14 protein-coding genes are annotated in these 12,344 nt (G+C 65.3%); 2 read left to right on the top strand and 12 right to left on the bottom strand.

Features of this window, described 5'->3' with window-relative positions; all coding sequences use genetic code 11:
• The 6 genes from TQ38_RS03875 to TQ38_RS03850 all read right to left on the bottom strand — a co-directional run bounded on the left by TQ38_RS03875 (position 1) and on the right by TQ38_RS03850 (position 4,345).
• Positions 1-720: a hypothetical protein gene (locus TQ38_RS03875; protein WP_052505592.1), complete on the bottom strand. Its 720-nt coding sequence runs from the start codon at positions 718-720 to the stop codon at positions 1-3.
• Positions 717-1,613, bottom strand: coding sequence for a bifunctional methylenetetrahydrofolate dehydrogenase/methenyltetrahydrofolate cyclohydrolase FolD (folD, locus tag TQ38_RS03870; protein ID WP_043972203.1), 897 nt, complete (start codon positions 1,611-1,613; stop codon positions 717-719). The genes TQ38_RS03875 and folD overlap by 4 nt, the downstream gene beginning before the upstream one ends.
• Positions 1,613-1,906, bottom strand: coding sequence for a YggT family protein (locus TQ38_RS03865; RefSeq protein ID WP_043972205.1), 294 nt, complete (start codon positions 1,904-1,906; stop codon positions 1,613-1,615). Before TQ38_RS03865 ends, folD begins: the two co-directional genes overlap by 1 nt.
• A gap of 168 nt (positions 1,907-2,074) precedes the next feature.
• Positions 2,075-2,635: a hypothetical protein gene (locus TQ38_RS03860; RefSeq protein WP_043972207.1), complete on the bottom strand. Its 561-nt coding sequence runs from the start codon at positions 2,633-2,635 to the stop codon at positions 2,075-2,077.
• 65 nt (positions 2,636-2,700) lie between these two features.
• The gene (gene argB, locus TQ38_RS03855; protein WP_043972210.1) at positions 2,701-3,600 is read right to left on the bottom strand and encodes an acetylglutamate kinase; all 900 of its coding nucleotides are present in this window, start codon (positions 3,598-3,600) and stop codon (positions 2,701-2,703) included.
• Positions 3,601-3,679: 79 nt separating this feature from the next.
• Complete coding sequence (locus TQ38_RS03850) at positions 3,680-4,345, bottom strand: queuosine precursor transporter (RefSeq protein ID WP_043972213.1); 666 nt, start codon at positions 4,343-4,345, stop codon at positions 3,680-3,682.
• A 172-nt stretch (positions 4,346-4,517) separates the two neighbouring features.
• Between TQ38_RS03850 and TQ38_RS03845 the strand changes: the two genes are divergently transcribed.
• A complete protein-coding gene (locus tag TQ38_RS03845) occupies positions 4,518-5,846 on the top strand; it encodes a NupC/NupG family nucleoside CNT transporter (protein ID WP_043972216.1) in 1,329 nt (442 codons plus the stop codon).
• Between the two features lie 92 nt (positions 5,847-5,938).
• Complete coding sequence (locus TQ38_RS03840) at positions 5,939-6,715, top strand: SDR family oxidoreductase (protein WP_043972219.1); 777 nt, start codon at positions 5,939-5,941, stop codon at positions 6,713-6,715.
• On the opposite strand, the gene TQ38_RS03835 is transcribed toward TQ38_RS03840, so the two are convergent.
• From TQ38_RS03835 to yihA, 6 genes are all read right to left on the bottom strand, one after another.
• A complete protein-coding gene (locus tag TQ38_RS03835; protein WP_043972222.1) occupies positions 6,712-7,620 on the bottom strand; it encodes a DMT family transporter in 909 nt (302 codons plus the stop codon). The two genes, TQ38_RS03840 and TQ38_RS03835, sit on opposite strands and share 4 nt — an antisense overlap.
• A gap of 11 nt (positions 7,621-7,631) precedes the next feature.
• Entirely contained in the window at positions 7,632-8,486 is an 855-nt protein-coding gene (locus tag TQ38_RS03830; RefSeq protein ID WP_043972225.1) for a S1/P1 nuclease, read from the bottom strand.
• Positions 8,486-9,151, bottom strand: coding sequence for a glutathione S-transferase family protein (locus tag TQ38_RS03825; RefSeq protein WP_043972227.1), 666 nt, complete (start codon positions 9,149-9,151; stop codon positions 8,486-8,488). The genes TQ38_RS03830 and TQ38_RS03825 overlap by 1 nt, the downstream gene beginning before the upstream one ends.
• Positions 9,152-9,312: 161 nt before the next feature.
• A complete protein-coding gene (locus tag TQ38_RS03820) occupies positions 9,313-10,314 on the bottom strand; it encodes an inorganic phosphate transporter (RefSeq protein ID WP_043972230.1) in 1,002 nt (333 codons plus the stop codon).
• Positions 10,315-10,317: 3 nt separating this feature from the next.
• A complete protein-coding gene (locus TQ38_RS03815) occupies positions 10,318-11,469 on the bottom strand; it encodes a DUF47 family protein (protein ID WP_082057562.1) in 1,152 nt (383 codons plus the stop codon).
• 214 nt (positions 11,470-11,683) lie between these two features.
• Positions 11,684-12,343, bottom strand: coding sequence for a ribosome biogenesis GTP-binding protein YihA/YsxC (yihA, locus tag TQ38_RS03810; RefSeq protein WP_043972232.1), 660 nt, complete (start codon positions 12,341-12,343; stop codon positions 11,684-11,686).
• Position 12,344 lies beyond the last annotated feature (1 nt).

The raw sequence follows: 12,344 nt of genomic DNA, 5'->3' as shown, positions 1-12,344 counted from the left end.
TTACCGTTCCCCGGCGGCTATATCGAGCGAGAACACCTGCCGCTGTTCCCCGCCCTTGAGCATCGACACCGCCACGGTTCGCGAATTGTCCGGTGCGACGGCGTACGTCCATTTCAAAGTGCCGTCATCGGATTCGCCCGAACCCTTCGGACGAACCATGCCGGACTCTTCCTCGACCACGATGGTCCCTTCGGGATGCGGGCCCTGATGGCGCCTGTCGCAATCCGCAACGGAGGCGGAGAGCATGTCCGGTTCCACCAGCGGCTGCGCCAGAGTATCGCCCTGATCGAGAATCCAGCGGAAATTGCCCTTTTTCTGGCGCTTCCAGATGGTGGTGAAATAGCCGGTCTTGCCGTCCGGTTGCTGCCAGCCGCCCTTGGTTACGCCGACCGTGCCGTCGCAGCTCATCCAGACCTGATGGGTCTGCCACTGCACCGGCGCGGAAGGGTCGGCCCGCCCGCGAAGCCAGTCCTTCGCCAGCACCGCCTGCGGCACGAACATCACCGCATCGTCATCCGCATATTCGCGAAAGGCCGTCCACTGGCCCTTTTCGCGCGCCATGCGGGCAAAGGCGATTTCTGCAGCGACCAGCGCGCTGGGATTGGCGGTGCCGGTGCCCGGGGGGCCGTCATAGCCCCTGCGCCGTGCCGCAGCCTCCATCGGGGAAGCCAGTGCGCCCGCCAGCGCCAACAGCGCCAGGGCGGGCGCAAGGCGCTTCAAAGCACGCTCTCGTCGAGGGCAAGGCCCATGTTGCGATGCGCGGCAACGATCGTATTGCGTAGAAGCACGGCGATGGTCATCGGGCCCACCCCGCCCGGCACCGGCGTAATCGCGCCTGCAACCGCGCTGGCCGAGGCGAAATCGACGTCGCCGACCAGCTTGGTCTTGCCTTCCTCGGCCCCCGCAACGCGGTTGATGCCCACGTCTATCACGGTCGCACCGGGCTTGAGCCAGTCGCCTTTGACCATTTCCGGGCGGCCAACGGCAGCGACGACGATGTCCGCGCGGCGCACCGCTTCGGGCAGATCCTTCGTCCGGCTGTGCGCCACGGTGACGGTGCAGCTTTCCGCGATAAGAAGTTGCGCCATCGGCTTGCCGACGATGTTCGAACGTCCGATCACGACCGCGTCCAGGCCTGAGAGCGAGCCCAGCTTGTCCTTGAGCAGCATCACGCAGCCCAGCGGCGTGCAGGGCACGAAGCCCGGCAGGCCCGTGGCGAGACGCCCGACGTTGACGACGTGAAAGCCATCGACGTCCTTGTCCGGGTTGATCGTGGCGATGATCTTCGCCTCGTCCATGTGCGCCGGAAGCGGCAGCTGGACTAGGATACCGTCCACCGCCGGGTCTTCGTTAAGCTGCGCGACGACGGCAAGGAGATCGGCCTCGGCGGTATCGGCGGGAAGCTTGTGTTCGAAGCTCTCCATTCCGCAGGCCAGGGTCTGCTTGCCTTTGTTACGCACATAGACCTGGCTTGCCGGGTCCTCGCCGACAAGGACGACCGCGAGACCGGCCTTGCGCCCGGCTTTCGCCGCGAAGTCCGCCGCGACGCCGCCGACGCGCGTGCGCAGCGATTCGGCAAAGGCCTTGCCGTCGATGATGGCCGCCGCGCTCATCAGCCGTAGGCCCTTGCGAGGTTGCCCAGGATGATCTGCAGGATCGTCAGTCCGATGATCAGAACCATCGGCGAAAAGTCGATCGCGCCGGTGTTGGGCATGATCTTGCGAATGGGCTTGAGCATCGGTTCGAGGATCGCATTAAGCGCCGTGTAGATCGCCGAAACGAACTGGTTGTGCATATTGACCACGTTGAACGCGATCAGCAGGCCGAGCACAAACTGCACGATCACCACGAAAACGATGATGTTGATGAGGTAATCGACGATCTGGTAGAGGGTGAAGAACAGCAACGCCGGCTCCTTTGCTGCGCGGATGCGCTTTCAGGCCGCGCTGATAGCCGAGCAGACGCCACCGGGGCAAGGGTGCGTCCACCACAGATGGATCGGGATCGACAAACGGCGAGCGCGGGCTACGTGTCAGAAAATGCCAAGGCCCGGCACGAAGGCCGGGCTGGCCGCTTACTGCGTCAGCGTGGACGTCCGCTCGATCCGCCAGTTAAGCTGTTCGCCGCTGGCGCCGGGCACATCGTTCACGCGCCGCAGCACGATGGTGCCACGCTTGGAGGGACGCCCGTCGCCGAAATCGACCACCAGCGGCGCCTCGTAATAGAGCGAGCCCGCCGCGCCTTCCATATCGCCCTTGCCAACCGCCAGCTTGGGGCCGGCCTTGCCGCCGAACTCCGCTTCCAGCTTGGCCGGGGTCATCTCGGCGTCAAGGCTCCACGCCCTTGCGCCATTGACCCAATCGCCAACGCGGATGGCGCTGACGTAATAGCGCAGCAGTCGTTCGGGATCCCGGCGTTCGTTCAACGCAGCCATGTCGAGGGTGCTGGCGACACCCGATTCGCCAACCGCCGACGAGGCCCCGCCGCTGGGCGCATCGTCGACCACCGCCCCTGCCGCGCCGGCCATGGCATCCATGCTGGCGGCGCTGGTCGGCGCATTGCTACCCTTGTCGCAAGCGGCGAGCATCAGTGCAGCGCCGGAAATGGCTATGGCGAGGCCGGCTTTGATACGCATGTGCTTGAAAAAGCCTTTCGGTGCTCAGGTTCCCCTCCCCGAGGAACGACTATGTGCGGAAGAATTCAGCCCGCCCGAATGAGCGTACCCGCGCCTTCCTGCGTGAATATTTCCAGCAACATGGCATGCGATACCCGTCCGTCAAGGACGACGGCAGCCTCGCACCCGGCCTCGACCGCATGGATGCAGGTTTCCAACTTGGGAATCATGCCGCCCGAGATCGTGCCGTCGGCCTTCAAGGCCTCGATCGCGGCAGGGGTGAGGTCCGTCAGCAGTTCGCCCTGCTTGTCCAGCACGCCGGCCACATCGGTCAGCAGGAAAAGTCGCGAAGCACCCAGCGCGGCGGCAATGGCGCCGGCCATTGTATCGGCGTTGACGTTGTAGGTCTGCCCATCAGGCCCCGGCGCGATCGGCGCGATCACCGGGATCATGCCTGCAGCGGAGATCGTGTCGATCACGGTGGTGTCGATCGTCTCGGGTTCGCCCACGAAGCCGAGGTCGACGACCTGTTCGATCAGGCTGTCGGGGTCCTTGCGGGTACGCTGCACCTTTCGCGCGGTGACCATACCGCCATCTTTGCCAGACACGCCCATCGCCTTGCCGCCCGCCTTTGCGATCCAGCCGACGATTTCCTTGTTGATCGCACCCGACAGGACCATCTCGGCCACTTGTGCAGTCTGCTTGTCGGTGACGCGCAATCCATCGATGAAGCGGCTTTCCACGCCCATGGTCTTCAGCATGGCGCCGATCTGCGGCCCACCGCCGTGGACCACGACCACGTTGATGCCCACCGCTTTGAGCAGCACCACGTCCTCGGCAAAGTCGACCGCCTTCTCGGGGTCGCCCATGGCGTGGCCGCCATACTTCACCACGAAAGTGCGCCCGGCGTAGCGCTGCATGTAGGGCAGCGCGTCGACGAGGGTTTCTGCCTTTACGAGGAAGGCGGGATCGTGCGGATTCGACATGCGATGCGCTTTAGCCGGATACGCGCATTTTTGAACCCGTTTTGCGCGATTTTTCTGCGCAATTGTGCTGCCGAACGCCTCAGGCGTCCAGCTTGCGGCCCAGCTTCACGAAGAACCAGATGAACGGCGGCACCATGATCGTCGAAAGCACCAGCTTCGAGATGATCTGGCCCTCCATGATCGAGAGCAGCGGCAGACCTGTGCCGACGAAGGAAATGGTGATGAACAGCACCGTATCGATCACCTGCGACAGCATCGAGGCGATCCACGCCCGCACCAGCAGCAAGCGGCCCCGCCCCTCGCCCTTCGGCCCCTCGGACATCCGCGCGAACAGGTAGACGTTGAGGGTCTGCGAAATACCGTAGGAGATCAGTCCGGCGAACTGCATCCGCGCGCCTTGCCCCAACAGGCGGGCATAGGCCTCCTGATCACCCCAGAATGCAGCAGGCGGAACGACGTGAATCACGAAGGTCAGCAGCAGCATCGAGACGATCAGCGGGATAAAGCCGTAGCGCACCAGCCGGTTGGCGGTGTCCTTGCCGTGCAATTCCGCCACCGCGCTCGACAGTACGACCAGCAGCAGGAACGCGAAGATGCCCGATTCCACCGCGAGGTCGCCCAGCACCGGCCAATGGCCGAGCGACGCCAGCTTGGTCCCCAGCACGCCCGCCAGTACGACGAGGCCGCCATAGAGCAGTGAGAAGACGAACAAAGAGCGGGTGATGACGAGCGCGGATCGATTCATCGCCACGCTCTTAATGCGTGCCACCCGATTGCACTAGACGGCGTGAGACGATTTCGAACCTTAGGGAAAGCACCCGTTTCGCCTGCCGTCGAAAAGGCTCTAGCCGCGCCGCGCCTGCGCCAGTAGGGTCAGCCGCTTGTTTCCTATCGTTTCCCCGGAGCCACCCGCCTCGATGCATGTCGCCTACAGCCTGATTGGCATTGTTCTCATCATGGCGGCAGCCTTTTTGCTTTCGACCGACCGCAAGGCCATCCGCCTGCGCGTGGTTGGCGCGGCGTTCGCGCTTCAGGCCGGCCTGGCAGCGCTGGTGCTTTATGTGCCGTTCGGCAACCGGATGCTCCAGGGCGCGGCCGGCGGCGTGGAAAGCCTGCTCGGCTATGCCCATGCGGGCATCGATTTCCTGTTCGGCCCTCTCGCCTCGCCCGAGATAGGTGGTCATAGCTTCGCCATTTCGGCGCTGCCGGTAATCATCTTCTTCGCCTCGCTGATCTCGATCCTTTACTACCTCAAGATCATGCCGCTGGTGGTCCGCTGGCTTGGCGGCGCGCTTGAGAAGGTGACCGGGATCAGCAAGGTGGAAAGCCTCTGCGCGGCCTCGAACATCTTCGTCGGGCAAAGCGAAGCTCCCTTGGTGATCCGCCCCTACCTGGCAGCGCTCAACCCCTCGCAGCTGTTCTGCGTGATGACCGTGGGCCTTGCCGGCGTGGCCGGAACGATCCTGGCCGCATATGCCTCGATGGGCATCCGTATCGACTATCTCGTCGCCGCCGCCTTCATGTCGGCGCCGGGCGGCATCTTCATGGCCAAGATGATCATGCCCGACCCGCGCCCCGGCGCCGCGCTTGACAGCGTGGAAATCCACGAAGGCATCAACCCGCCCGCCGGCATGGCCGCCGCCGCGCTCAACCGCGCCGACGTGACCCACCAGCCCGGCGTCCACGTCGACGAGCCGGAAACCGCCGACCATGAAGAAGAGAAGCCCGCCAACATTATCATGGCCGCCTCGCAGGGCGCGCAGACCGGCGTGAAGCTGGCGGTCGCAGTCGGCGCGATGGTCCTGGCCTTCGTGGCGCTGATCGCGCTGGCGAACGGCTTTGTAGGCTGGTTCGCAGGGCTGTTCGGGTTCGACGGCGTCACCTTCCAGGGTCTTCTGGGCTACATCTTCGCGCCGATCTTCTACCTGTTGGCCACGCCCGACTGGACCGAAGCGCTCCACGCGGGCGGCCTGTTCGGCACCAAGATCGTGCTCAACGAATTCGTCTCGTTCATCGAACTGGGCAAGGACGGCGCCCTAAGCCCGCGCACCGTGGCCGTGGTGACCTTTGCGCTCTGCGGTTTCGCCAATTTCTCGTCGATCGCGATCCAGATGGCAGTGACCGGCGGGCTTGCCCCCAACCAGCGCCCGATCATCGCCCGTCTGGGCATCCGCGCGCTGGCGGCGGGCAGCCTGTCCAACCTCATGAGTGCCGCTCTCGCGGGCCTGTTCCTCACCGCATTCTGATCGCCCCGCGTCCAGGCGATCTTGCCTCGGCGCGTCTGGACAATCGGATCAGACATCTCTCATCTCCGGCTTACGATAGCAGGAGATGAGCGATGGCCGATCAATTTCGCGAAACCTACGGCCCGATCGCCTTGGTTACGGGTGCGTCCTCGGGCATCGGCCTCGCCTTTGCCGAGGAACTGGCGGACCGCGGCTTCGACCTGGTGCTGACCGCAAGGCGCACGGACCGTCTTGACGCGCTGGCCGAACGGCTCCTCTCCTCCCACGCGGTCCGCACCACAGTGATCGGGTGCGACCTTGCCGACCCGGATGCTCCGGCGCGCATCCTCGAGGCGACGCGCGGCGCCGACATCGGGCTGGTCGTCAGCAACGCCGGCTTCAACGTCAAGGGCGCTTTCGAGGACACCGATGCCGCCGCCATGGCGCGGATGCTGATGGTCAACTGCCATGCCCCGATACAGCTTGCACATGGGTTGATCCCGCGCCTCAAAGCACGTTCCCGGGGCGGGATCGTATTCACCGCTTCGGTCGAAGGCCTGATCGGCTGCCCCTATTCCGCCGCCTACTCCGCTTCCAAGGCGCTGGTAGTGGCGCTGGGCGAAGCGCTTTGGGGAGAGATGCAGGGCACCGGCATCGACGTGCTGACTTTGTGCCCCGGCGCCACCGAATCGGAAGCGACCGCCGGGATGGAAGGCATCGCCCAGCTGCAAAGCGCCGCCGAGGTGGCGAAGCTGGCTTTAGGCAACATGCGCGAAGGGCCTACCTTCGTCCCTCATGCCCACTACCGGCAGATGTTTGAGGGCTTGCGCGCCAAACCCCGCCGCGAAGCCCTGGCCGCCATGGCTGAAGGCATGAGAAAGCGGGCCTAAACCGTGCGCCGCATGGTCAGCGCCAGTGCCGACAGCACGATCCCCGCAAGGATCAGCGCCATGCCGACGAGGTGATAGCCCTCCAGCGTCTCGCCCAGCAGCAATGCGGAAAGCAGCGCGCCGAACAGCGGCATCAGTGTGATTGCCTGCCCTGCCCGCGCTGGGCCAAGCTGCGCCGTCGCAGCGTTGTAGATGAAATAGGCGAGCACCGAGGGAAACACGCCGACATAACCGAAAGCGGCCAGCACCTTCGGGCTCCAGGCAACCTGTAGCCCGTGCGTCCACTCCCACGCGGCGAGCGGCGCCATGGCCAGCGCGCCCAGCGTGAAAACCAGCAGCAGGAAGCTGGCCGAGGAGATCGCCGGCTTCTTACGCAGCAGGACGGTGTAAAGCCCCCATACCACGACCCCGCACAGGATCAGCGCATCGCCCGCGCCCAATCTCAGCGTGGTCAGCGCCGAGACGTCACCCTTGAAGACGATCCCGGCGACGCCAAGCGTCGAGGCCGCAACGCCTGCGATGTGCAGCGCCCCGGCTCTGCCGCCGAACATCACCCGGTCCAGCACCAGTACCAGCGCCGGGATCGAGGCCTGAAGCAGCAGGGCATTCGCCGCGCTGGTATGGCGCAGGCCCGAGTAGATGAACGCGTTGAAGCACACGATGCCCAGAAACCCGAGCGCCAGTATCCAGCGCCAGCCGGCCAGAGCCTCCGCCCGCTCGGCCCAGAGCCGGCGCACCGCGAACGGCGCCAGCACAGCCACTGCGATTAGCCAGCGCCCGAAGGCCAGCGTGAACGGCGGAATGTCGCCGCGTACCGCCCGCCCGGTGATCGAATTGCCCGCCCAGAACAGCATGACCAGACCCAGCAGCAGGAACGCGCGCGTGGTGGAGCGGGATTCGGGCATGGCCGCGTGGTTCAGCCCAGCGCGGCGTCGAGCATCTTGGCCAGCCTCAGGCCGGCGCGCTCGATGCGCTGGTCGATGATCGGGATGGCCTGTTCGATCGCCTCATTGCTCCAGATGATCTTCTGCGGTTCCTTGACGTCGCGCCCATCGGCGCAGGGCAGCTTGCCGCCAAAAGCCAGCGGGTAGAGGAAATCGCGGCTGATCTGCCAGCTCTCACGCTCCCAGTCCTCAAGCGTGCCGGTGGCAAGGCTGGCCTTTTCCCCGGCACTGTAACGGCGCACCAGGGTGGGAGCCGAGGTGATCGCACGCTCGGCCAGCACGCCGTCCCAGATCGAGTGAAGATTGCGGCCCGGCGCGATGCCGTAGTCGGCCTTGACCGCGTTGCCGCCCATGTCCTCGTTCTCGCCGACATGGAGCGGCTGATGGATGTCGCCCACGAAGTGGACCAGGAAAGACAGCGCCTCAAGCCGCAGCACGGGTGCCAGCTTACGGTCGGCCAGCAGGCGCGCATCGCGCTCGATCTGCGCGGTGGCGCACATGCCGTCGCGGCAGTGGGCCTTGAGGTTGAACGTGCCGCAGATCGGCTGGTCATGGTAATGCCAGGAATTGGCATAAGCCCAGCGCCATTGCTCGCTCTTGATGCAGTCCGGCCAGGTAGCGGCGTCTTCGATGGTCCGCATCGAGCACTTGGGCGTGTCGAGTTCGCGCTGATGGTGCAGCAACTGCGTGATCGCGGCGCGCGTGCCGGGCTTGACGTTGGCCATGGCGATGGCGCCGACTGTGCGGTGACCAAGCGCGCCCCAGGCCATCGCCGGAGTCGACAGGATGGCTGAAAGCGCAGCCAGGATCGTCAGGAAGGCGCGCATCAGGCCACCGGACCTTCGTATTGTTCGATCACCCAGTCCTCCGCCTCGGCGGCGGAAATCCACGCCTGCATCCATTCATGCTCCCACACCGCCTGCATGTAGGCCTGCGCGAAGCCCGGCACGCCGATGCCGTAAGTAAGGAAACGGCTGACCACCGGGGCATAGAACACATCGGCAGCGCCGAAGGTGCCGAACAGGAACGGCCCGCCCTTGCCGAAGCGCGCCCGCGCCTCTGCCCACAGCGTCAGGATGCGCACGATGTCGGCGCGGGTATCCTCATCCAGACCCGGCAGTTCCACGCGCGAACGGATGTTCATCGGGCACGAGCGGCGCAGTGCGAGGTAGCTGGAGTGCATTTCCGCCACCATCGAGCGCGCCATCGCGCGGGCATCGTCGGCCTTGGGCCAGAAGCGGTCGCGGCCCACCTTGTCGGCAAGGTAATCGACGATGGCAAGGCTGTCCCACACCACCGCGTCGCCGTCCCACAGGATCGGCACTTTGCCATGGCTGGGAGCCAGATCGTCGGAGTCGCGCTTGAGCGCTTCCCATTCCTCGCCAAACAGCGGGACGGTGATCTCGTCGAAGTGCAGGCCCGATTGCCTGCAGGCCAGCCAGCCGCGCAGGGACCAGCTGGAATAGTTCTTGTTGCCGATGATAAGCTTCACGGAGCGCGCGTTCCTGTCTGGCGGAAATGCGGGCCTAGTGGCTGGGGCGCGGCGTGTCGAGGGCAACTGCCGGGGGCTTCGACAAGCTCAGCCTGAGCGGGGTTTATAGCAGGTCTATCAATTCCGCTCAGGCTGAGCTTGTCGAAACCCCGCCGCCGCCGTCAGAATGCCCGCGTGATCGTATAGAACAGCGCACCCACTGCAGCGCTGGCCGGGATGGTGATGAACCACGCCACGATCACCCGGCTCGCCACCGACCAGCGCACGGCGCTGGCGCGGCGCGCGGCGCCGGTGCCGACGATCGAGCCGGTGATCGCATGGGTGGTCGAAACCGGGATGCCCAGCGCGCTGGCGCCGAACACCACGATCGACCCGGCGGTGGAAGCGCAGAAGCCCGAGTGGTGGTTGAGCTTGGTCAGCTTGGAGCCCATCGTCTTGATGATCTTCCACCCGCCCGACAGCGTGCCCAGCGAAATCGCCAGATAGCACGACAGTACCACCCATTCCGGCACGTGGAACTCGCCGGTCATGTGGCCGGTGGAATAGAGCAGCACCGCGATGATACCCATCGTCTTTTGCGCATCGTTGCCGCCGTGGCTGATCGAATAGGCGGCGCTGGACAGCAGGTGCAGGCTCTTGAACGCGCCGTTCGACTGGCGCGGCGACACGCCCCTGAACAGCCAGCTGGTCACCAGCATCATCAGCATGGCGATGGCAAAGCCCAGCACCGGCGACACGAAGATGGCCGCGATCGTCTTGATCGTGCCGGAACTTTCGACCACCGCGAAGCCGCCGTGGGCGATCCCGGCGCCCAGCAGGCCGCCGATCAGCGCGTGGCTGGAGCTTGAGGGAATGCCCTTGATCCAGGTCAGCACGTTCCAGAACATCGCGCCCACCAGCGCCCCGAACACTACAGAAGGGGTCACCGCATCGACGTTGATGATGCCCTTGCCGACCGTCTCGGCGACATGCAGCCCCATGAAGAAATAGGCCGCGAAATTGCCCGCTGCCGCAAACAGCACCGCCACCACCGGCGACAGCAGCCGCGTCGCCACCACGGTCGCGATGGCGTTGGCAGCGTCATGCAGGCCGTTCAGGAAGTCGAACGCCAGCGCCAGTGCGACGAGGCCGAACAGCAGCGGCAGGGCAAGACTGTGTTCCATCGATCAGGAGTGGTCGATGACCAGGCCGTCGATCTCGTTGGCGAGATCCTCGAAACGGTCGACGACGCGTTCGAGACGCTTGAACATTTCCTGCCGCACGAAGAAGTGCATCGGATCGCCCCGCTCGCCGCTGGGGCCCGAATCGGCCTTGAACAGACGTTTCAGGCCGGCGGCGTGGATTTCGTCGGCATGGCCTTCCATGCGCACCAGGCGCTCGGTCAGCTCATGCAAACGGTGGCCGTTGTCGCCGATCCTGCGCAGCAGCGGCATCGCCTCTGCCGTCAGGCGCGCGGCGTCGACGATGATCGCGGCCATGTCTCGCATTTCCGGCTCGAACTCGATGACCTCGTACATGTCGGATGCGTTGGCGGTCTGCTGCATCTCGTCGATGGCATCGTCCATCGTGTTGATGAGGCTGGTGATCGCCGAACGGTCGAACGGGGTCAGGAAGCTGCGGCGGACCGTCTGGAGCACTTCGCGGGTGATCTCGTCGGCGTCGTTCTCGCGCTCGGTGATCTCGCGGATGTGCTGGGCGCGGCCTGCCCCGCCCTGCGCCAGGCGGGCAAGCGCGTCGGCGCCCGCGACCAGCGTCGCCGCCTGCTGCTCGAACAGCTCGAAGAAATTGCCCTGCTCGGGAAGGAGCTTCTGGAACCAGGCGAACATGGCGGTAACCCCTGTCTTGTCGGCCACGGTATCGGCCATTGCCCCGAACATGCGGGCGGGACTGGCGGCGGCGCGAAATTCGCGCGCGCCGAAGGAACGGATGAGCGCGCGAAGGTCTTCTTCCTCGACTAGGCGCGCAGCCTCGGCCAGCGGGAACCACTGGCGCTCACGCTGGTGCTGCTCGTCCCAAGTGTCGAGTTCCTCGGTGACGGCAAACGGAAACACGTCGACGTCGGCCCAGACCCAGGCGCCGGAATTGCGGCGTTTGCGGTAACGATAGGAACCCAGCGGCACCGGGCAGGTGGCGCCCAGCACGCCGGCTTCCTCCTCCGCCTCCACCGAGGCGGCGGTGTGCGGCGCCATGCCCTTCATCAGCCCGCCCTTGGGGATGACCCAGCGGCGCGTGCTGCGCGAGGTGATGAGCATGATCTGGATCGGCGCGTCGATGGCATTGCCAATCGTGCGATAGGGTAGAACGGCAATCTGGCGCATTGGCGAGACTTCCTTTTCATCCCTAACGCTGTTGAAGCGCGGCCCATAGGCGAGCCGCGCCCGTCACGCAATCGTCACAAAGCCGGAAGGGCGCCGGAAGTGTGGAAGCCGCAACGTGGAGGCCTGATTTCGCCCCGTCCACGGCCACGCGGCGCCGTCACATTCCCGTCGTCGCCATTCTGGTGGCAACGACCGGAATGCACGGATCGCAGGCTCAGAGTTCGGCGTCGCCCAGAACGGCGGCGCGCAGTTCCTCGATGCCCAAGCCTTTTTCCGAGCTGGTGATGTGCACCACCGGGAACGCTGCGGGGTGCTTGCGCGCCTCGACCAGCGTAGCGGCGTGAACGGCTTCCAGTTCGCTGGCCTTGATCTTGTCGGCCTTGGTGAGGACGATGCGGTAGCCCACGGCGGCCTCGTCCAGCATCTTCATCATTTCGAGGTCGACCGTCTTCACGCCGTGGCGCGAATCGATCAGCACCAGGGTGCGCTTCAGTTCCACGCGGCCGCGCAGGAAATCGCGCACCAGGCGGCGCCAGGTTTCCACCACCTTGGGCGGGGCCTTGGCGAAGCCGTAGCCCGGCATGTCGACGAGGCGGAACTTAAGCGGCTCGCCCACGTCGAAGAAGTTCAGCTCCTGCGTGCGCCCCGGCGTGACCGAGGTGCGCGCGATCGCCTTGCGCCCGACCAGCGCGTTGAGCAGCGAGGACTTGCCGACGTTGGAGCGGCCGGCGAAGGCAACCTCGTTGACGATGGGATCGGGCAGGAACTTCAGCTCCGGCGCGCTCTTCAAAAACGTCACCGGTCCTGAAAAGAGCTTGCGTGCGCGCTCGGTCAACTCAGCGAGCTGGGCCGCTTCGAACTGGTCTTCGTTCATG

It is taken from the genome of Novosphingobium sp. P6W (genome assembly GCF_000876675.2).
Lineage (GTDB): Bacteria > Pseudomonadota > Alphaproteobacteria > Sphingomonadales > Sphingomonadaceae > Novosphingobium.
The sequence above is the reverse complement of the archived record's forward strand: the minus strand, read 5'-3'. Positions and strand labels throughout refer to the sequence as shown.

Excerpts from the sequence above, each read along its gene's own strand:
- folD (WP_043972203.1), bottom strand. The coding sequence starts at position 1,613 with ATGAGCGCGGCGGCCATCATCGACGGCAAGGCCTTTGCCGAATCGCTG.
- TQ38_RS03815 (WP_082057562.1), bottom strand. The coding sequence starts at position 11,469 with ATGCGCCAGATTGCCGTTCTACCCTATCGCACGATTGGCAATGCCATC.
- TQ38_RS03830 (WP_043972225.1), bottom strand. The coding sequence starts at position 8,486 with ATGCGCGCCTTCCTGACGATCCTGGCTGCGCTTTCAGCCATCCTGTCG.
- TQ38_RS03820 (WP_043972230.1), bottom strand. The coding sequence starts at position 10,314 with ATGGAACACAGTCTTGCCCTGCCGCTGCTGTTCGGCCTCGTCGCACTG.
- TQ38_RS03860 (WP_043972207.1), bottom strand. The coding sequence starts at position 2,635 with ATGCGTATCAAAGCCGGCCTCGCCATAGCCATTTCCGGCGCTGCACTG.
- argB (WP_043972210.1), bottom strand. The coding sequence starts at position 3,600 with ATGTCGAATCCGCACGATCCCGCCTTCCTCGTAAAGGCAGAAACCCTC.
- TQ38_RS03840 (WP_043972219.1), top strand. The coding sequence starts at position 5,939 with ATGGCCGATCAATTTCGCGAAACCTACGGCCCGATCGCCTTGGTTACG.
- TQ38_RS03850 (WP_043972213.1), bottom strand. The coding sequence starts at position 4,345 with ATGAATCGATCCGCGCTCGTCATCACCCGCTCTTTGTTCGTCTTCTCA.
- TQ38_RS03845 (WP_043972216.1), top strand. The coding sequence starts at position 4,518 with ATGCATGTCGCCTACAGCCTGATTGGCATTGTTCTCATCATGGCGGCA.
- TQ38_RS03835 (WP_043972222.1), bottom strand. The coding sequence starts at position 7,620 with ATGCCCGAATCCCGCTCCACCACGCGCGCGTTCCTGCTGCTGGGTCTG.
- yihA (WP_043972232.1), bottom strand. The coding sequence starts at position 12,343 with ATGAACGAAGACCAGTTCGAAGCGGCCCAGCTCGCTGAGTTGACCGAG.